This window comes from Pseudomonas sp. CG7, from assembly GCF_023701885.1.
Taxonomy (GTDB): Bacteria; Pseudomonadota; Gammaproteobacteria; order Pseudomonadales; family Pseudomonadaceae; genus Aquipseudomonas; species Aquipseudomonas zanjanensis.
Window position 1 is genome coordinate 32,770 of the sequence record NZ_JABAEE010000053.1, and the last position, 17,825, is coordinate 50,594.

14 protein-coding genes and 2 pseudogenes are annotated in these 17,825 nt (G+C 52.4%); 10 read left to right on the forward strand and 6 right to left on the reverse strand.

What is annotated here, in order from left to right:
- Positions 1–199: 199 nt before the first annotated feature.
- Together HGO40_RS30925 and HGO40_RS30930 are read right to left on the reverse strand one after the other, a co-directional pair.
- On the reverse strand, positions 200–859 hold the full coding sequence (locus tag HGO40_RS30925; RefSeq protein WP_433861488.1) for a methyl-accepting chemotaxis protein: 660 nt from the start codon (positions 857–859) through the stop codon (positions 200–202).
- Complete coding sequence (locus HGO40_RS30930) at positions 853–1,332, reverse strand: HAMP domain-containing protein (RefSeq protein ID WP_502943342.1); 480 nt, start codon at positions 1,330–1,332, stop codon at positions 853–855. The genes HGO40_RS30925 and HGO40_RS30930 overlap by 7 nt, the downstream gene beginning before the upstream one ends.
- Positions 1,333–1,604: 272 nt before the next feature.
- Between HGO40_RS30930 and HGO40_RS20410 the strand changes: the two are divergent.
- The 4 genes and pseudogenes from HGO40_RS20410 to HGO40_RS20425 all read left to right on the forward strand — a co-directional run.
- Positions 1,605–1,963: pseudogene (locus HGO40_RS20410) on the forward strand (aromatic amino acid lyase); the annotation flags it as partial.
- 134 nt (positions 1,964–2,097) lie between these two features.
- The gene (locus tag HGO40_RS20415; RefSeq protein ID WP_217856279.1) at positions 2,098–2,487 is read left to right on the forward strand and encodes a DUF2946 domain-containing protein; all 390 of its coding nucleotides are present in this window, start codon (positions 2,098–2,100) and stop codon (positions 2,485–2,487) included.
- Between the two features lie 163 nt (positions 2,488–2,650).
- Positions 2,651–4,678, forward strand: a complete 2,028-nt coding sequence (locus HGO40_RS20420) for a TonB-dependent receptor (protein ID WP_250964508.1) — start codon at positions 2,651–2,653, stop codon at positions 4,676–4,678.
- 642 nt (positions 4,679–5,320) lie between these two features.
- The gene (locus HGO40_RS20425; RefSeq protein WP_250964500.1) at positions 5,321–6,295 is read left to right on the forward strand and encodes a GlxA family transcriptional regulator; all 975 of its coding nucleotides are present in this window, start codon (positions 5,321–5,323) and stop codon (positions 6,293–6,295) included.
- A 41-nt stretch (positions 6,296–6,336) separates the two neighbouring features.
- On the opposite strand, the gene HGO40_RS20430 is transcribed toward HGO40_RS20425, so the two are convergent.
- Complete coding sequence (locus HGO40_RS20430) at positions 6,337–7,203, reverse strand: IclR family transcriptional regulator (protein ID WP_250964501.1); 867 nt, start codon at positions 7,201–7,203, stop codon at positions 6,337–6,339.
- 489 nt (positions 7,204–7,692) lie between these two features.
- A pseudogene (locus HGO40_RS30675) lies at positions 7,693–7,884 on the reverse strand (helix-turn-helix domain-containing protein); the annotation flags it as partial.
- A 171-nt stretch (positions 7,885–8,055) separates the two neighbouring features.
- Between HGO40_RS30675 and HGO40_RS20435 the strand changes: the two are divergent.
- From HGO40_RS20435 to ydiJ, 4 genes are all read left to right on the forward strand, one after another.
- Positions 8,056–9,405, forward strand: a complete 1,350-nt coding sequence (locus tag HGO40_RS20435) for an MFS transporter (protein WP_250964502.1) — start codon at positions 8,056–8,058, stop codon at positions 9,403–9,405.
- Positions 9,406–9,415: 10 nt separating this feature from the next.
- The gene (locus HGO40_RS20440) at positions 9,416–10,393 is read left to right on the forward strand and encodes a hydroxyacid dehydrogenase (protein ID WP_250964503.1); all 978 of its coding nucleotides are present in this window, start codon (positions 9,416–9,418) and stop codon (positions 10,391–10,393) included.
- 30 nt (positions 10,394–10,423) lie between these two features.
- Complete coding sequence (locus HGO40_RS20445; RefSeq protein ID WP_217856269.1) at positions 10,424–11,062, forward strand: RraA family protein; 639 nt, start codon at positions 10,424–10,426, stop codon at positions 11,060–11,062.
- Positions 11,063–11,407: 345 nt separating this feature from the next.
- Positions 11,408–14,461 carry a D-2-hydroxyglutarate dehydrogenase YdiJ gene (gene ydiJ / locus HGO40_RS20450; RefSeq protein WP_250964504.1) on the forward strand — a complete coding sequence of 1,018 codons (3,054 nt, stop codon included), beginning with the start codon at positions 11,408–11,410 and terminating at the stop codon, positions 14,459–14,461.
- A gap of 84 nt (positions 14,462–14,545) precedes the next feature.
- Here ydiJ and HGO40_RS20455 read toward each other — a convergent pair whose 3' ends face one another.
- Positions 14,546–15,502, reverse strand: coding sequence for a GlxA family transcriptional regulator (locus HGO40_RS20455; RefSeq protein ID WP_250964505.1), 957 nt, complete (start codon positions 15,500–15,502; stop codon positions 14,546–14,548).
- A gap of 191 nt (positions 15,503–15,693) precedes the next feature.
- Here HGO40_RS20455 and HGO40_RS20460 point away from each other — a divergent pair, with 191 nt between their 5' ends.
- Positions 15,694–16,584: an MBL fold metallo-hydrolase gene (locus tag HGO40_RS20460; RefSeq protein WP_065878043.1), complete on the forward strand. Its 891-nt coding sequence runs from the start codon at positions 15,694–15,696 to the stop codon at positions 16,582–16,584.
- An 89-nt stretch (positions 16,585–16,673) separates the two neighbouring features.
- Positions 16,674–17,216, forward strand: coding sequence for a cysteine hydrolase family protein (locus tag HGO40_RS20465; protein WP_065878042.1), 543 nt, complete (start codon positions 16,674–16,676; stop codon positions 17,214–17,216).
- A 196-nt stretch (positions 17,217–17,412) separates the two neighbouring features.
- Here HGO40_RS20465 and HGO40_RS20470 read toward each other — a convergent pair.
- A partial coding sequence (locus HGO40_RS20470) for a methyl-accepting chemotaxis protein (RefSeq protein WP_250964506.1) occupies positions 17,413–17,825 on the reverse strand: 413 nt, incomplete at its 5' end.

Genomic DNA, 17,825 nt, shown 5'->3' on the forward strand with positions numbered 1-17,825 from the left:
TCGGCCTGACGTGTCTGTTCATGATTCGGAGTACAGGCTGTCCCGCGCCGATTAGCCTGATAGCTTGGCCTGTTGAACGGGACCGCCAGGGACGGCGGTTTTTACTGTTTTTTCTCTAGATGAGAGCGGTTGGCACATGGCATTGTTTCATTCCCAAGGGGCTTACCCCGGCAATTAAATGCCCATTGTTTTGTACAGATTAATATTTGAATCGCCCGACCAATCCTTGAAGCTGACCAGAAATATCCGTCATTCGCCCCGATCCGGCATGCGCTGAATGCGCATACTCTTCTACCGTCTGCGTATCGGCGTGGATCTGTGCGATGTGTCGATTGATTTCCTCCGCCACCTGAAGCTGCTCCTCTGCCGCCGTGGCGATCCGGGTATTCTGGCCGCGACTCGAGTCCACTGAAGCGCGGATCTTGTCGAAGCTGTCGCGGACCCGCTGGATCCGCTGCAGGCTAGCCTGTGACGCTTGCAAGCTGCCGTGCATCTGCTGGGTGACTTCCTGGGTACGGCGAGCAAGGTTACCCAGTAGGCTGTCGATTTCGCCGGTGGAGTCGGAGGTGCGACGAGCTAGGGCGCTGACTTCATCCGCGACCATTGCAAAGCCATGCCCTTGAGCACCAGCGCGGTCGGCCTCAATGGCGGCGTTGAGCGCCAGCAAGTTGGTCTTCTGGGCAATCGGGCGAACAATGTCGGGAATGGCATTGATGTTTTTGCAGTCTTGTTCGAGGAGTTGCATGGTCTGGGCCGATATCACCAGGTCCTCACTGAGCTTGAGCACGCTGCCGGTCGTTTCGCTGATTTGCTTCTGAGTATCGTGCACATCTCGGTAGCCTTCGGCAGCACTCAACATCGCGGCACCATAGAACGCGCGACCTCATTGGAAGTGGCGAGCATTTCATTGAAAGCGGTGCTTACCAGTTCCACGGCCTCACGTTGGCAGCCCGCAGCCAGGTTCATCTTATTGGCGACTTCGTTGGTATCGGCGGCGGCGATTTGCAGATCGAACGACGCATTGCCGATGCGCTTCCCCAATTGAGCAATCATACTTGGAAGTTGGTTGAACCAACTCGCCAGGTTGGCGGTTTCGTCCTTGCCCCGTACTTGGTGTTGACGTGTAAGGTCACCCTCACTTTCGGCGATCTGTTGCAAGCCATCAGCCACGCCACGAATCGGGCGCACGATCATGCCGGCAAAACCAGCACCGACGATGGCAAAAAACGCCGCCAATGCGGCTGCGATGGCTGCGATCAACCAGGTCAGACTCATGGCATCGGCCATCATCTCGTCCCGCTGATTAGGCCAATAAAACGCCATCCAGGCCATAAGAATCACGCCTCAGCGCTTTTGGCCAATTGGCCATAGCCGGGTCCTAACACCTAATGGCTTGAAATCGTTTTTGGCATTTGCGAGATCTACCAAGACATTGCCATTGGCCTCGACCAACACCAGGCCCTCGCTCTTGCCTAATTTGATCGTTCTAACCAACTCAGTCAGTTACTTGAGCGATACGTCCACGCCAACGACGCCACGGGGGGACCACTCGCGTCATTGATGGTGCGGATCGTACTGACCTTCACCACGTCTCCAAGTGCCCAATCTTGGGCTCCCGCTCACCGCTTGACGCAGGCATCCATGCTGCTCGCGGCCAGATTGCTACTGCTACTGCTTATCGCGACCTGCTGGGACAAAGCAGTGAGGTCGCCGATTCGCACAAGGACCGCCGCAAGGTCTAAGATTTCTTCTCTCTGCCCTACTTCAAATCATGGGCGCGTGTCTGACCCAGCTCCGCAAGGTCGAGGAAGTATTGATCGTCGAAAGGAATGCCGTATCCAATAACCCGCTGGTCTTTGCCGTTGAAAGCGACCTGGTCTCTGGCGGCAACTTCCACACAGAACCAGTGACCATGGCCGCAGACAATATGGCATTGGCGATTGCTGAAATTGGTTCGCTAGCTGGGCAGGCGTGTTGTTTGGATGAAGCCTTTCCTTCGGGTCCGATAAGACCTGTGGCGAAATAGCGCACCCAGGAAAAATTTACTTCATTATTTAAAGCGGGCTAAATAGCCCCCCCTTCGCGGCGATTTCATTTATGAGTTCGTTGAAACGCATCCGTCCCTGGATCGCCTGTCTGGCCATCCTGCTCAACCTGATCACCACGCCGATGAGTCGTGCGATGCAGATGCCGGACATGCGCCTGATGCTTTGGGGTGGTTTTTGTTCGGGCGGAAACTTGAGTGTTTTGCCAAAAGATCTCGGCAAGGCGATTGATGGCCTGCAACTGCCTCAGTCAAAATCTGCCATGCAGCACGGCGACTGCTGTTGCGGACATGCCGGACTCGCGGCATTACCGTCCAATTACTACCGGCATTTTCTGCCGCAGTACGCTGCCAACACGGCCCTCGAGAACCCTGTCCTGCCGACGCTTCATCCACGCATTCGCTGGCCCAGCCTGAGTCCTCGCGCCTCTCCCTTCGCCTGATCAAAACATCGCTGATGTCATGCGGTGTTGCCTGCTTTAAATCTGTTTAGCGACCTGAGAAGGACGCTGAACGCCCTTAAAGTTTCTTGATGATCAGGAAGTGCGCGTTATGCCTGCTCCGTTTTCTTTGCGCTATGCGAAGCGTTTGTCTGTGTCCCGCTCCATGTGGCCCGTGTTTTCAATCGGCATGCTCGCACTGAGCCCGCTGTCGCTGGCATTGGCTGAAGCCAGTAAACTCGAAAACTCAACGCTGACGCTGGGTGCGGTGAATGTCCAGGGCTCGGCCAGCGGCCCGTTAAGCACCAATAGCGTACTGAGCTCAATCGATATCCTGGGCGCGGATATCCTTGAAAAGATGCCCGCCAACTACAGCTGGGAGCTGTTCAGCCGCGCACCGGGTGTGATGCTGACCGAGTTCAATCAAGGCACCACCTCCGGCAAAATCTCCTTTCGAGGTTTCAACGGCGAAGGCGAAGTGAACGCGGTCAAATTGCTGATCGACGGCATCCCCAGTAACAGCAATGACGGCAACATGCCGTACATGGACATGATTTTCCCCATGGAGCTGGACAGCATTGAGGTGGTGCGTGGCACCAGTGATGCACGCTATGGCCTGAACAACATTGCCGGCAACGTTAATATGCTGACCCGCACGGGTGGCGACTACAACAAGGCGCGGCTGCGTTACGGCAGCTTCAATACCCAAGAAGCACAACTCGCCAAAGGCATTGAGGGCAGCAACTGGACTCAGAACTACTTCTTCGCCTATCAAAAATTCGATGGCTACCGGGATCATGCCGGAGCAGACAAGTTCTCGATGTCGGGCAAATGGTTCTACACGCCGGACGATGACAGCTACCGTATCGGCCTTATTGCTCGTCACTACGAAACAGAGGCTGAGGAGCCAGGTTATCTAAGTGAAGAAGATGCACGTCATCATGCGGAAATGACCAACAGATTCAACGCTACTGACAAGGGTACTCGTCGTATGAACCAGGTCAGTCTGCATTTCGATACAGACTTGGCTGATACCCTCGCTTGGTCAGCGAAGACCTACGTCAACACCTTCGATGACAGGCGCTGGACACAATACTGGAGTACAAGCGCTCAGCAGGAACGCGACGCCTACGAGACGCAATATGGCGCCCTCACCTCCCTGACCTGGCGACCGGAAGTCAGCTGGCTTTACGACTTCGCCTTGGAAGGTGGTGCAGACGTACAACAGCAGCAAAACAAAAGTGAGCGCTATCGCACTAGAGACCGTATGCGTCTAGCTACCACCCGCGACCAGCAGTTCGACTTCGACACCTACGGCGCTTATATCCAGGCCGAAATCAAACCCTTCGAATCACTGAAGATCGTACCGGCCTACCGGGTCGATAAGATCCAGGGCGACTTCACTAATGAAATGACCGGCACAGATTACGACATTAACGACTACGGGCTGATCAAGCAGCCGAAGATCAGCGTTGTCTATTCTCCGTGGGACGTTGTCAGCTTCTATGCGAACTGGGGACGTACCTTTCAAGTGGGCACCGGGGCGGCGGCTTACAAGATTCCACCCAGAGACACTGACCTAGCCCCTTCGATCAACGAGGGCTGGGAAACAGGCATCAAGTTCACGCCGGCTGACTGGGTGGATGGACGCGTCGCCTATTGGCAGCAAGAGGCCTCGGGGGAAGTCAGTCGCCGGCTGAACGACCCGAGCGGCGAATCCGATAATGTCGGTGAAACACGGCGCTGGGGTTACGACTTGCAGATGAACCTGTATCCGAATGAACGCACCAATATCTGGATGGCTTACTCCTGGCAGTATTCGAAAATACTCCAGCCGAGTGCCACGTTGCCTAACAGCAAAGGTGAGGAAATCGACCACATCCCGCACCACCTTTATAACGCCGGCATCAGCTATGACGCGACCCCCGCACTTCAGCTGACCGCGTGGATGAACGGCCAGACTAACTATTATCTGGAGCGGGAAAATACGAAGGGGACGTATGGCGGTTATGTGCTGATGAACCTCGGTGCAACCTACAAAGTGACGCAGTCAGTGAGCGTCGACCTACAGCTGAAAAACCTAACCAACCGATATTATGAATACGTCTGGTACGACCCGGACGGTGCGCAGGCATCACTGCATTCGCCTGGTGATGGTCGCGCACTTTATACCGGAGTGACTGTGGAATTCTGATGTGGGAGATTGCTGAGGCCTATTTGGCTCAGCATTTCGGAAACCTGAGGTGCCGAACTTGTTATACTTGATCATCTGAAATGACAAGTAGACTAACTAAGCGCCTCAGGAAATCTAGAGCATCAGACTCATACACTCCCGCATTCAAACACAATTTTACGGGATCGAGAAGCTAACAGACCTATCAAATTCTGCAGTTGACATGACAAAAAATGGGCATGCATTGCCTGTTGATCGTGCCATAAACACTCGATTATCCAACGATTTGGTTCGGAAATATTTTTTAACTCACATTTGACGACACCCGACGAATTGCTTATCAACAACTCAAGAATAGTAGAAATCCTGTGCTCAAAATCATCATCCATGTTCACTTCGAATCCCATAGCGCTCTTCATAAGACCCGACATAAAATGAACCTCCACGCTGACATAAGTTAATGAAGCTGGGCAAACTGTTAACCAAGACATAAGGATAGTAAGTGTCACTAAAAACCTCACATGTGACATCTGGCTATCCTGCATAGCTTTAGATAAGCCTAACAATAGACGGAAATCGGTTAGAAAAATGACAAAACGTTGATGATTCCTGCCAAGATCCCCCCAGTCCACGAAGTGCTCTATAAGGAGGGTTTAATCCAAAATGCCTAGCAAATCTGTTCAGATCATTACCTACCCTGAAGTCAGCCTGCTCGACTTAGCTGGCCCTTTAGACGTGTTTATCGCGGCGAACCATTTCGCGCATCCCGATAATCCGCCTTACTCTTTATCCATTCTATCGTTGAGTCGCACGACGGAGATTTTCTCCAACTTCTCGCTAAACGCCGCTATTTTGGAAGCTGAAACACCGGCAGCGCACACGCTGATCGTGCCAGGCGGGCCTGGGATTCATAAATTTTGTGACCATCCAAAATTTTTTACACAATTTGTAAGACATTCTGAAAAAGCTAAGCGTCTAGTTTCCGTCTGCACGGGCATATTTGCGCTAGCGACTGCCGGAAAATTAGACGGGCGAAACGTGACGACTCACTGGTCTGCCTATGACAAGTTGGAACTTGACTTCCCTCTCGCAAAAGTAAGGCGCGGGCCTATATTTATTAACGATGGAGATCTATGGACTTCGGCTGGCGTTACGTCAGGCATCGATCTAGCTCTTGCAATAGTCGAAGCAGACTTGGGGCATGCTGCGGCACTAGAAGTTGCACGACATTTGGTTGTTTTTCTAAAGCGTCCTGGAGATCAAAACCAATTCAGTTCATCATTGACTCTACAATCCAATAGCAGTCAATTTTCAGACCTACACGCATGGCTTAACACCAATCTTAGTGGCGATTTATCGGTATTTTCGCTAGCCAATTTCATGAATATGAGTGAACGAACATTTGCTCGAAAGTATCGTGAGGCCAATGGCTGTACGCCTAGCAAAATGGTAGAGCAAATTCGCTTGGAAGCTGCTCGTCATATGCTGGTCACGTCACGTACGCCACTCAAAACGATTGCCCACAAGTGTGGCCTAGGTAATGAAGCAACCTTGATACGCTGTTTTATGAAAAACTATGCTGTAACACCTGGTGAGTATCGCGCACGCTTCAAGTCTAGTGAGGAAACAAGAAAATGAAGCGCCCAGAATTCTTTCACAAGCAAGCAACTCGTAGGTTATTACTGAGCTTTGAGTCCTAAAGACAACAAACGCTCAATCCTACCTGTTGATTCACGCATTAGGTTAATGAGCGTCGGCAAGTCGCGCTCATCTTTGCGGTATTGAGGAATAGTTGCGGAAATAGAACCTCGAATTTTACCATCGACAAAAAAAGGCACTGCTAAGCCAAAAGCCCCTAGCACACGCTCACCTTCACCAGTTGCCCAACCCCGTTTTTTAATAGTTAACAGATCCTCCTTAAGTGCCTTGCGGCAGGTAATGGTAGCATCCGTAATTTTTACAAGATCAAGAGAGTCAACTAAGTGTGGATCGCAGTGAGCCAATACAGCCTTCCCGGCAGCACCGGCATAGAGAGGGACATTCACGTTGATTTGAAGCTTGTATTGGATTGGTCTCCATCCCTGTATGACGTCAAGAAACTCGGCTTTTCCAGTCACATCATCGAATGAAAGAAGCGCAATTGTTTCACCGGTCTCTTGGACTAATGAAGACAATATTTTCTTGGTAATATCAGCAAGATTGCGATGGGCGGAGTTCATCTTTGCCGCCCATTGGTAAAGCCTTGGGCCAGGGAATAAAGTACCCCCAAACAAGCTGACCAGTTCAGCCTCAACACCAGACTGTATGAGTCGCTTGGCCGTGGCCGCATTGCAAAGAAGATGGTCATTTAAGTGAGATGACGTAATTATGCCGTCAGGAAAGGCGCAGGAAAGCAGGAGAAGCCTCTCAAGACGGTTAACTGTAGACTTACTATCTTTCGTAGAGATGCAGGGATGGGCCTGAAGATTTTGAAGGCTCTTCGACTCAATGTCAGCCATTATCTGTCCAATGACTCGTAGCACATCTGCATCCAACTGCTGTTGCATTTTTGAGTATGCATTTCCAGCGGAGTGGAGAGAGACTGATACGATAAGTCCGTTCGTTGCACTTCCTACGCGGATGGACAAAGCGCTGGGGAACTCAGGCTCCGATAACTGCCCTAGGGCATCATTCGTCCGAAAGATGTAATCTACATCACCCTTCTCATCTCGCGGGCTTAAACGTGAAGCATTGGTCTCTAGATATTTAGCAAACTGTCTACCAATATCTCCAAACGTAAGTGGGTACACCACGCCTAGCTGAGGCCTGAAGGTAAGTGTTGCATTAGCTTCGCTACATGCAGCTATAAAATAGCCCCTACTTTGCGGGCAGTAGACAGAGACAAGAGCTGTGCACTTTGAGGCATCAGCGAGCTCACTGAGCAATTCACCGTTCCGGCCAAGAAGCACACTTGAATCGCTGAGCGCTTTCGTCAGGACGTCGATTCTGGGCCCTACGCTGTACTTACCAACTCCTAACTCACTCGCTAGGCCGATCTCAACCAACGAGACCAGAATCCGATTAACGGTGCTCCGGCTCTCTGAAAGCTCTGCCGCAAGCTCTCGCACGCCCCACGGCTCCCCGCCAGTTCGCCTCACGAGTGCATCGACAATCTGAATCAACCTGGTATGGCTGGACGCCGGGGCAACAGCCAATGACGTTGGAATAGAGCGATTTGATTGAGACATCACGAGTCATATCAAGGGTTCGGACCCCCATTCTGGGGTCTAACGCTGCCCAACGGCAAATCACATCCTCGCTGTTGACAACAGGCCCAGCGTTCTAGAAGCTAGACAAACAATAACAGGACGCCGTCCCATTTTTTGAATGAGGCCTATGTCCAATAACCCGAGGTGCCCATGAACAACAATAACGTTATGGCCGAGCCCGTCGTGCAGACCGTCGAAGAGACGGAACAGACAAGAAAGGCCAAGAAAGCAACGCGGGCTGCTGTATTTGGTACATTTGTCGAGTATTACGATTTCAGCGTCTACGGATATGTAGCCGCGACCCTCGCAGCGGTTTTCTTTCCCTCGGACAATGCGACAACCGGCCTGCTTAACACTTTCCTTGTATTCGGGTCCGCGTTTTTGGTGAGACCACTTGGGGCTATCGCTTTCGGCTGGCTAGGTGACAAAGTAGGCAGACGCTTCAGTCTGATCGCTAGCATCACCCTGATGGGTGCCGCGGCTACGCTCATTGGTCTACTACCAGGCTACGCGCAAATCGGTGTATGGGCCCCTATCCTTTTGGTTGCGTTGCGCATGCTTCAGGGGTTCTCTGCCGGTGGCGAGATCGGTGGAGCGGCGAGTTACATTCGCGAATGGGCACCACCTAAACGCCGCGCCTTGTACGTCTCTTTTCTTCCTTCCATTGCACAGTTCGGTAAAGGCTTGGCGGCAGCGATTGCCGGTTTGGCAGCGGCCTATCTCACAGATCCTGAAATGCTAGCTTGGGGCTGGCGTATCCCATTCCTTCTAGCTCTGCCGCTCGGGATTATCGGTCTTTACATGAGACTGAGCATTGAGGACAGCCCTGAGTTTGCCTCCAAGAAGAACGATGCTGAAGTCAAGAAAGGCCAGCCTTTCGCTGAGCTGATCCGCGACTATCGCAATCCTTTGACCAAGGTGATCATGATCTCGATGGTGCAAAACATCGGCACCTATATCGGAACTGTATTCATTGCAGCGTACTTCAGTTCAATTCTCGGATACTCCAAAAGCCAAGCGTCCACCATCGTGTTGGTTGCTGTGATCCTTGCTGCGTTTTTAATTCCCCTCGCTGGTCAGCTCGGCTCGTATCGCGGCGGAAAATCGATATTGCGCTATGCATACGTGGCCTATGCCTTGTTATCGATACCGTCCTTCATGCTGATGCAGCAAGGCTCAGTAAGCTTGGCTATGGTCGGACTTGCCCTCGGCATGATCCCTTACGCCCTCTGCCAGGCGGGCACCTACTCGGTAATGCCGGAATTCTTCCCGATGCATATCCGCCACACCGGTGTCGCATTTGGCCACAGCGTAGGCGCGGTTATCGGCGGAGGCTCAGGCCCATTCCTGGCCACATGGTTGATCGGAGCCACCGGCAACCAGTCCACGCCCGCATTCATTCTGTGCGCATCAGGTCTCTTGGGACTGATCGTTATCTCGACCGTTCGAAAAAATGCACCGGCGGCTGGCGATGACGCCAACACCCACCAATTCTCATAAGGTGATAATCATGTCTTTGATCTATGTGACAAGCCCTATCCATCCAGATGTATTGAAAGCCCTTTCTACGGTAGGTGAAGTTCGACTCGGCTATGGCCCAGATGCGGTGTCTTATGCAGATATCCAACAACGAGTAGGTGCCGTATTTTTGCGCGGTGGCCATATCTCTGCGGAGATGATCGCCGCCTCCCCTAAACTGCGGATCGTCGCTCGGCACGGAGCGGGATACGACAACGTTGACTACAAAGCAGCAGCCGAGTTGGGTGTCTGGGTAACCAACACACCAGGCGCAAACAGAAGAAGTGTTGTCGAGCATGTGTTCGCTTTACTACTGGGTATCAGCCGCAAGCTTCAGCTAGCGACTGATCAGACCCGAAATAATATTTGGGCGGCAGATCGGCTGTCTCTCACGGGCATAGAACTCGAGGGTCGCACGTTAGGTTTGATTGGATTTGGCGACATTGGTCGGCACGTTGCGCCAGTTGCTGAAGCCTTTGGTATGAAGGTTCTGGCGACTGACCCTGCTTATGATTCGAGCTTCGATAAACGCATGGTCGATCTCGATACCTTGTTAACTCAGGCAGACGTGGTGAGCCTCCATGTTCCTCTGCAAACAAGCACTGAGAGTCTCATTGGTGGGGCGGAAATCGAAAAGATGAAGACCGGTGCCATCCTGATTAACACCAGCCGCGGTGGCGTGATCGATGAAGCTGCAGTTGCTGACGCCCTGCGCAGCGGCAAGCTGGGTGGCGCGGGAATTGATGTTTTGGCTGCTGAAAACATCGACAAGATCACCCCGTTCAGTTGCAACCAATTCCCCATTGCCGATCTTCCAACCCTACTTGTGACGCCTCACGTCGCAGGGCAAACAAATGAGTCATTGTTGCGCGTTGGCATGAGCGCAGTTGAGGCTATTGCCGCTGTCTTGCGCGGCGAAGCTCCCCAACATCCAGTCAACAATCCTGTATTCAAGACGTTCAACTTATAGCACTCCGAACAGATTCACGCCGAGGTCACCATGTTTATCAATGTATCTGATGAAAGCATTACCGTGAGCGCAGATTGGGAACGCGCTTCCCTTAAAGAAGTTGAAGAGATATCCCATTACCCGGTTGCACTAATCGGTGACGTATTACAGCGCCTCGGAATGATGGCGTCCGCTATCCACCACGTTGCAGGTAAAGCTTCGTTCTACGGAACGGTACTGCCTATCCTCACTTGGGAAGGTGACAACCTGGCCATCCACCGGGCGTTAGACGATGCCAAACCAGGTGATGTTCTAGTGATCAACGGCAACGGTGAAACCAACCGTGCGGTCTTTGGTGATTTGCTGGGTGAAGTGTGTCTGGCTCGCAAGGTCGCAGCGGTGGTCATAGATGGCGCGGTTCGAGATGTGGAGGAGCTGACTGCTATGGGGCTTCCGACTTATGCGCGCGCCGTGAGTCCGGCTGGCCCATCAAAGTACGGCCCGGGCCAGGTCGGTGCTCCGGTTGCCTGTGGCAATGTTGTTTGCAACCCGGGCGACGCAATTTTGGGCGACAAAGACGGGATTGTCGTCATCAGCCGCCACCTCGTTCCAACGCTCGCAGACAAGCTCAAGATCCAGGATGGGATCGAAAACACTTTCAGAGAAAAGGTCCGCGCGAGCATTCGCTAAGAGCCGCCGGAGCTTACAGGGGTATTATTTAGCCACCCGTGAATAACGTTTGAGCACTGAATTCCTTTTGGAGAAATTGCTTCAGCGCTCGTGAAATTCAGAGCTGACAGGTTGAAGTAGAGAAGTCATCTCACCCGACGATGAAATCCGAATAACCCATCGGTGCCCAAGTCCTCGATCTGGCACCGGAAAATGTGATCGGCGCTTCATCCTTCGGGATAATGCGGTGAAGCTATACGACTTCGATACCTAATCTCTCAAACATCCCTAAGGGGCATCGCCGTCTTTTCGGCGGCCCAAAGTTAGTTAGTGCCAAAAAAGCCGCAAAGCGGTTGGAGTTCAATCATGATCGCACGGTTGCTACCGCCCAAAAATCAAAGCGTGAGCTACAACGACTTTCTGAAGCAGCTCGCTGAAACAGGCTTCCGAGGGGACATTGTTCACAGCTACGGGCAGCGGATGGCGCTTGCGACGGATAACTCTATTTATCAGCAAATGCCTCAAGCAGCCGTATTCCCCGTTGACGCTCAGGACGTAGCGATCCTGGCGACTCTGGCCGCCGATCCTAAGCATAGGTCGGTAGTGCTGACACCACGAGGTGGCGGCACCGGCACCAATGGTCAGTCGTTGACTGATGGTATCGTCGTCGACCTGTCACGCCATATGAACACCGTTCTTGAAATTCACGCTGAAGAGCGGTGGGTGCGCGTTCAAAGTGGTGTGGTGAAAGATCAACTGAATGCTGCGCTTAAACCTTATGGACTTTTCTTCGCGCCGGAATTGTCCACGTCCAACCGAGCAACGATTGGCGGCATGATTAACACCGATGCCAGCGGCCAGGGCAGCTGTACCTATGGCAAAACCCGCGACCACGTTCTAGAGCTTTCCACGGTATTACTTGGAGGTGAGTTACTCCGCAGCGGGGTACTAGAGCAAGGTGCTCTGGAGCAAGAAACTGCGCGCCCGGATCGGATCGGTGAGGTTTACCGGTGTGCGGTCGACATCGCGGATAATCAGGCAGATCTGATTGAGCATACCTTTCCTAAACTCAATCGCTGCCTCACGGGCTATGACCTTGCGCACCTTCGCGAACAGGGTGATCTGTTCAATCTTAACAGTGTGCTGTGCGGCTCCGAAGGCTCCCTGGGTTTCATTATTGAGGCCAAACTCAACGTCTTGCCGATCCCTAAGTATTCCATCCTGGTTAACGTACGTTATGCCAGCTTCATGAATGCGTTGCGCGATGCGAAGGCATTAATGCTGCTCAAACCTTTGTCGATTGAGACCGTCGACTCCAAAGTCCTGATGCTGGCGATGAAGGACATCGTCTGGCATGGCGTTGCCGAATACTTTCCTGCAGACCCGGACAAACCTACCTCGGGCATCAACCTCATCGAGTTCAGCGGCGACGATGAAGCTGCTGTCCAGCAAAGCGTTCATGACTTCGTCTTGCATCTGCAGAGCGACACGTCTGTGGTGCGCTTGGGCCACACACTCGCAATAGGCGCCGATGCAGTCAAGCGTGTCTATGCGATGCGTAAACTGGCGGTTGGACTGCTGGGCAACGTCACGGGTGAAGCTAGGCCGCAGCCTTTTGTAGAAGACACCGCTGTGCCTCCAGAGAACCTTGCTGACTTCATCCAAGAGTTTCGGGCGCTGCTGGACGGCTATGAATTGCAATACGGAATGTTTGGTCATGTTGATGCCGGCGTACTGCATGTGCGCCCGATTCTGGACATGAAAGACCCGGTCCAGGCTGCATTGATCCGCCCCATTTCCGACGCCGTCGCTGCCTTGACTCAAAAGCATGGCGGCTTATTGTGGGGCGAACATGGGAAGGGATTGAGATCCCAATATGCCCCAGATTACTTCGGTGACCTTTACCCTGCGTTACAAGATTTAAAGGCGGTTTTCGATCCGTACAACCAACTTAATCCTGGAAAAATCGCAACCCCCAGAACGGTACCTGAAGCTCGGCTTACTCAGGTAGATGGCGTTGAGTTACGAGGCGACTTAGACCGCACAATCGACGAACGCGTATGGCGAAGCTACGACACCGCTGTCCACTGCAACGGGAATGGCGCCTGCTACAACTTTGATCCAGACGACGCCATGTGCCCCTCATGGAAAGGCACCCGTGACCGCATTCATTCACCCAAAGGACGTGCTTCCCTTATTCGCGAATGGTTGAGACTGCAGGGTCAGCAAGACATAGATGTGTTGGCGACAAGTGATCACATTCGGTCAATCAGCAACGTCGCCAGCCTCGCAAAACGCGCAGTCAACACGGTCGCACAGAAAATGGGGCAGCAAGACTTTTCCCACGAAGTTTATGAAGCAATGGCTGGGTGCCTTGCGTGTAAATCCTGCGCTGGACAATGCCCGGTCAAAGTAAACGTGCCTGAGTTCCGCTCGCGTTTCCTAGAGCTGTATCACAGCCGTTATCTGCGCCCTTTAAAGGATTACTTGATCGGCTCGCTGGAATACACGATTCCCTACATCGCTCGCTTCCCGCGCCTGTATAACTTTGTCATGGGCTCCCGCCCGGTACGCTTCGTTCTGGAGCATGTCGCCGGGATGGTCGATAGTCCATTGCTCAGCATCACGGACTTCGACGCTGTATGCCGTCGTTGGAACGTTCAGATCGCAACGCCTGAACTCCTGTCGACATTGGGTAAACAGCAGCGCGCTCGCAGCGTAATCATCGTCCAGGATGCCTTTACCCGCTACTTCGAAACCCCCGTGCTCTCGGACTGGATCGAACTGATCGCAAGGCTTGGCTATCAGATCTACCTCGCCCCGTTTGCGCCCAATGGCAAACCGCTTCAGGTGCAAGGTTTCATCAGCACTTTTGAAAAAGCTGCCCATTTCAACAGTAACGCTCTGAGTCAGCTTCAGGGCTACGAAATAGCGCTCGTAGGGCTCGATCCCGCGATGACTCTGGTGTATCGCCAGGAGTATGCGAAGACATTGGGCAGCAGCAAAGCCCCCACAGTTCTACTGCCTCAGGAGTGGCTGTCCAGAACGGTTCAACAAATTCCGAGTGCCAAAGATGCTGCGCCCTATTACTTCCTCCCACACTGCACTGAAAAAACTAATGAGCCGAGCAGTATCGGTCTTTGGCAGCAGATCTATGAGCGCATGGGACTGAGTTTACAGATTCAACCAAGCGGGTGCTGCGGCATGTCTGGTACCTATGGACATGAGGCAAAGAATGTCGGCACTTCAGAAGTGATCTACAAGCAGTCTTGGGCGCCGCTCGTGACAAAATTCAATGCTTCTGGCCGGTTATTGGCCGATGGATATTCTTGCCGTAGCCAAGTGAAACGACAGGACGGAGTAACCGTTTTACATCCACTACAAGCCTTGCTCTCTGTTGTCAGGAAAACGACAGCCTAAGCGCCGGAGCAGCATTACACCACTGCCGAAGACTGAGTCAAAGGCTCGGCTACAGGCTCCCTGCAATGCGGCTTAGCCCTAAATTCATTTCGCAGAAAACGTACGCCGATACTCAGAAGGCGATGTGCCGAGGTGAACGCTGAATTGCTGCCTAAACGATAACGGCGTTCCAAATCCTGCTTCACCCGCAATACATTCGATAGGCAGGTCAGTGGTCTCCAAAAGCTCCTGTGCTCTGGCAACCCGTTGAGCATTCAACCACTTTGAGACGGTACTGCCAGTCGTCTCTCTGAATCGCCGAGTAAATGTGCGCCTACTCATCTTCGCCATGTCGGCCAATACGTCGAGCGACAGATCGTTAGAGAGGTTCGCTCGAGCCCACGCCATTACTTCAGACAGATGAGTCTCGCTGGAGAGGTGCGGCACAGGGTGATCAACGTACTGAGCTTGGCCTCCCTGTCTGTGCGGCGGCGTCACCAGCATCTTCGCGGTGCGATTCGCGACACCAGCACCGAGGCGCTGGCGAATCAGATGAAGGCAACAGTCAATTGCCGCCGCAGTTCCCGCAGAAGTCACGATGTTGCCATCGCTGACGTAGAGCACATCAGGCCTGAAGCGAACTTCTGGGAAACGTCGCGCAAACTCTTCTCGGGCGGCCCAGTGAGTGGTTGCTTCCTTGCCATCCAGTAATCCAGCATCTCCGAGGACGAATGAGCCTAAACATAACCCAACTATAAGCTTACCTTGAGCATTGGCCAGTTGGAGCGCTTTCACTAACTGTACAGATGCACCTACTAATTGATCGCCCCATGCCGGAATGACGATTACATCAGATTCCTCCATCAGTTCAAGACCATGAGCGACCGTTAAGTCGAGGCATTGGTCGCTAGCGACCATCCCTACCTTTTCTGCGCAATAATTGACCTCATACTGAGGTTCACCAGGTGCGGATTGAGCAGTGCCTAGCACCATTCCAGGCACAGAAAGATGGAACAGGCTGACACCTTCAAAAGCCAAAACAGCAACACGTATGGATCGCATCAATAGCCTCGCATGACAGTCGACCGCTTAAACAAGAGCGCTTTCGATGATTGAATGCTTCTCTCGTGCTGTCTCACAGTCGCGCCGATCGACTGGCCCGATTATATCGAAATATGTCCTTCAGGCCACTATTGTGATGCGACGCAGTCGGCAAGAATGCAGTTCTATACAGACTAATAGGATCAAATCCAATGATTTTCAGAAAACTGCCTCTTGCACTCAGCTTCGCTTGCGCTATTGCCAGCCCATGGGCATTCGCCAATACAGATGTATCGCCCGCACCGATCACGACCCAAAAAGTGGATTTTCAGCAAATTCGTAACGCAACAGTGAAAATTACCTACGGCGACACAACGTTCCTGATCGATCCGATGCTCGCGAAAAAGGGAACCTATCCTGGATTTGAAAATACGTACCGAAGCGATCTCCGCAACCCAATGGTCGATCTCACCGAATCACCTGCCGAAGTAATCGCCGGTGTGGATGCTGTCATCCTCACACACACGCATCTTGACCATTGGGACGATGCCGCGCAGAAAGCGCTGCCTAAGGAAATCCCTCTATTCACCCAAGATGAGGACGATGCGAAATTGGTTCGTTCCCAAGGCTTTAAAAATGTGCACGTACTGACTGGCGAAGCTGAGTTTGGCGGAGTCAAAATCACTAAGGCAGGTGGTCAACACGGCACCGATGAGATGTATGCCGTGCCGCCCCTCGCGAAACTTCTGGGCGAGGCAATGGGCGTTGTGTTTCAAGCCCCAGGCTACAAAACTCTTTACCTTGCCGGCGACACCATCTGGCGAAAAGAAGTAGATCAGACCATTCAAAAATATCAGCCCGAAGTTATAGTACTTAATACCGGGAAGGCGAAAGTGAATGGGTTCGATGGCGCAATCATCATGGGTGAGGATGACGTCCTACACGCATCCCAAGCAGCAAAAAATGCGAAGATAGTCGCCGTGCATATGAATGCTATTAACCACACCTCGCTAACACGTGAAGCGCTGCGCATTTACGTTAAGAAGCAAGGTATCGAAAGTCGCGTCGACATTCCAGAAGACGGCGCTTCGCTGGAATTCTGATTTAAACCTACCAGGAGCGGGGTAATAGTTCTTTACTCCCGATCCCAGCTTAACCTCCAAATCATTGGATACTCAACGGGAGAACGTTCATGAAACGAGGTCTTGTAGTAGTTGACCTACAAAACGAATATCTACCTACCGGCAATTTGCCTTTGACCGGCATTGACGCTGCTGTAGAGAATGCTATCCGGGTAATCAGCCACGCGCGCGGTACCGGTTTTCCTGTTTTTCACATACGGCATGAGTCTGCTAAAGACGCTCCGATCTTTGCAAAAGGATCGACTGGTGCGGAAATTCAACCAGACGTAGCCCCGCAAGGTAACGAGCCTGTAATCGTAAAAAGACACATTAACGCCTTTAGGGAAACTGATCTGAGACAGCAACTGGAAGCCGCTGATGTGAAGGAAATCGTAGTCATAGGTGCTATGAGCCACATGTGCATTGACGCCGTAGTACGCGCTGCAGCAGACATGGGATATCCCGTGACCGTACTGCATGATGCCTGCGCCACCTTGGATCTGACATTCCACGGCGTGACTGTTCCTGCCGCCCAAGCGCATGCAACCATGATGGCCGCATTTGAATTCGGCTATGCAAACGTCATATCGGTAGACGAATATCTGGGGGCTTAAACGCTTATTTTTCGGTTGAGGAAGCGCCAATTGCCCCACTCCAGGACAGCTCCAATTCCAGTGCGTTTGGGGACAACACAAGCAAGACGAATAGGGTATCAGGTACGCCAAGGGAGCCCGGCTTTACTAAGCCAGGCTCTCATGGACGGAAGACTCAATGCGTCTTTCCATCACAAACCAGGGAAAACAGCTACCCCTAGGTCACAAACTGGTTGGCGAGCGCCTGCTGCTTGATGGCTAACGAATTAATAGATCTGCTGATTTCCTGAGACTCTTGCGCCTGCGCTGAGAGCGATTCGGTGACATCCCGAATTGTTACCACGTTTTGGCTAACCTCCCCCGCGACCCTGCTCTGCTCCTCGACCGCAGCGGCGATTTGGAAATTCATTTCGCTAATGATTCCCACAGACTCTTTGATTCGGTCAAACGCCCCTGAAGCTAGGCAGACGTCCCTAACAGCGACACTGGCCTGAGCTGAACCTTTTTTCATTGCGCTAACAGTCTCAAGGGTATTTCTCTGCAGTTGCTGAATAACGTCACGAATTTCCTCAATGGAATCACTGGTGTTGCTGGCAAGATTGCGAACTTCGTCAGCCACTACTGCAAAAC

What these genes read in the sequence shown, in the direction of transcription:
- HGO40_RS30925 (WP_433861488.1), bottom strand. Translation starts at nt 859, where the DNA reads ATGTTGAGTGCTGCCGAAGGCTACCGAGATGTGCACGATACTCAGAAG.
- HGO40_RS30930 (WP_502943342.1), bottom strand. Translation starts at nt 1,332, where the DNA reads ATGGCCTGGATGGCGTTTTATTGGCCTAATCAGCGGGACGAGATGATG.
- HGO40_RS20415 (WP_217856279.1), top strand. Translation starts at nt 2,098, where the DNA reads ATGAGTTCGTTGAAACGCATCCGTCCCTGGATCGCCTGTCTGGCCATC.
- HGO40_RS20420 (WP_250964508.1), top strand. Translation starts at nt 2,651, where the DNA reads ATGTGGCCCGTGTTTTCAATCGGCATGCTCGCACTGAGCCCGCTGTCG.
- HGO40_RS20425 (WP_250964500.1), top strand. Translation starts at nt 5,321, where the DNA reads ATGCCTAGCAAATCTGTTCAGATCATTACCTACCCTGAAGTCAGCCTG.
- HGO40_RS20430 (WP_250964501.1), bottom strand. Translation starts at nt 7,203, where the DNA reads ATGCAACAGCAGTTGGATGCAGATGTGCTACGAGTCATTGGACAGATA.
- HGO40_RS20435 (WP_250964502.1), top strand. Translation starts at nt 8,056, where the DNA reads ATGAACAACAATAACGTTATGGCCGAGCCCGTCGTGCAGACCGTCGAA.
- HGO40_RS20440 (WP_250964503.1), top strand. Translation starts at nt 9,416, where the DNA reads ATGTCTTTGATCTATGTGACAAGCCCTATCCATCCAGATGTATTGAAA.
- HGO40_RS20445 (WP_217856269.1), top strand. Translation starts at nt 10,424, where the DNA reads ATGTTTATCAATGTATCTGATGAAAGCATTACCGTGAGCGCAGATTGG.
- ydiJ (WP_250964504.1), top strand. Translation starts at nt 11,408, where the DNA reads ATGATCGCACGGTTGCTACCGCCCAAAAATCAAAGCGTGAGCTACAAC.
- HGO40_RS20455 (WP_250964505.1), bottom strand. Translation starts at nt 15,502, where the DNA reads ATGCGATCCATACGTGTTGCTGTTTTGGCTTTTGAAGGTGTCAGCCTG.
- HGO40_RS20460 (WP_065878043.1), top strand. Translation starts at nt 15,694, where the DNA reads ATGATTTTCAGAAAACTGCCTCTTGCACTCAGCTTCGCTTGCGCTATT.
- HGO40_RS20465 (WP_065878042.1), top strand. Translation starts at nt 16,674, where the DNA reads ATGAAACGAGGTCTTGTAGTAGTTGACCTACAAAACGAATATCTACCT.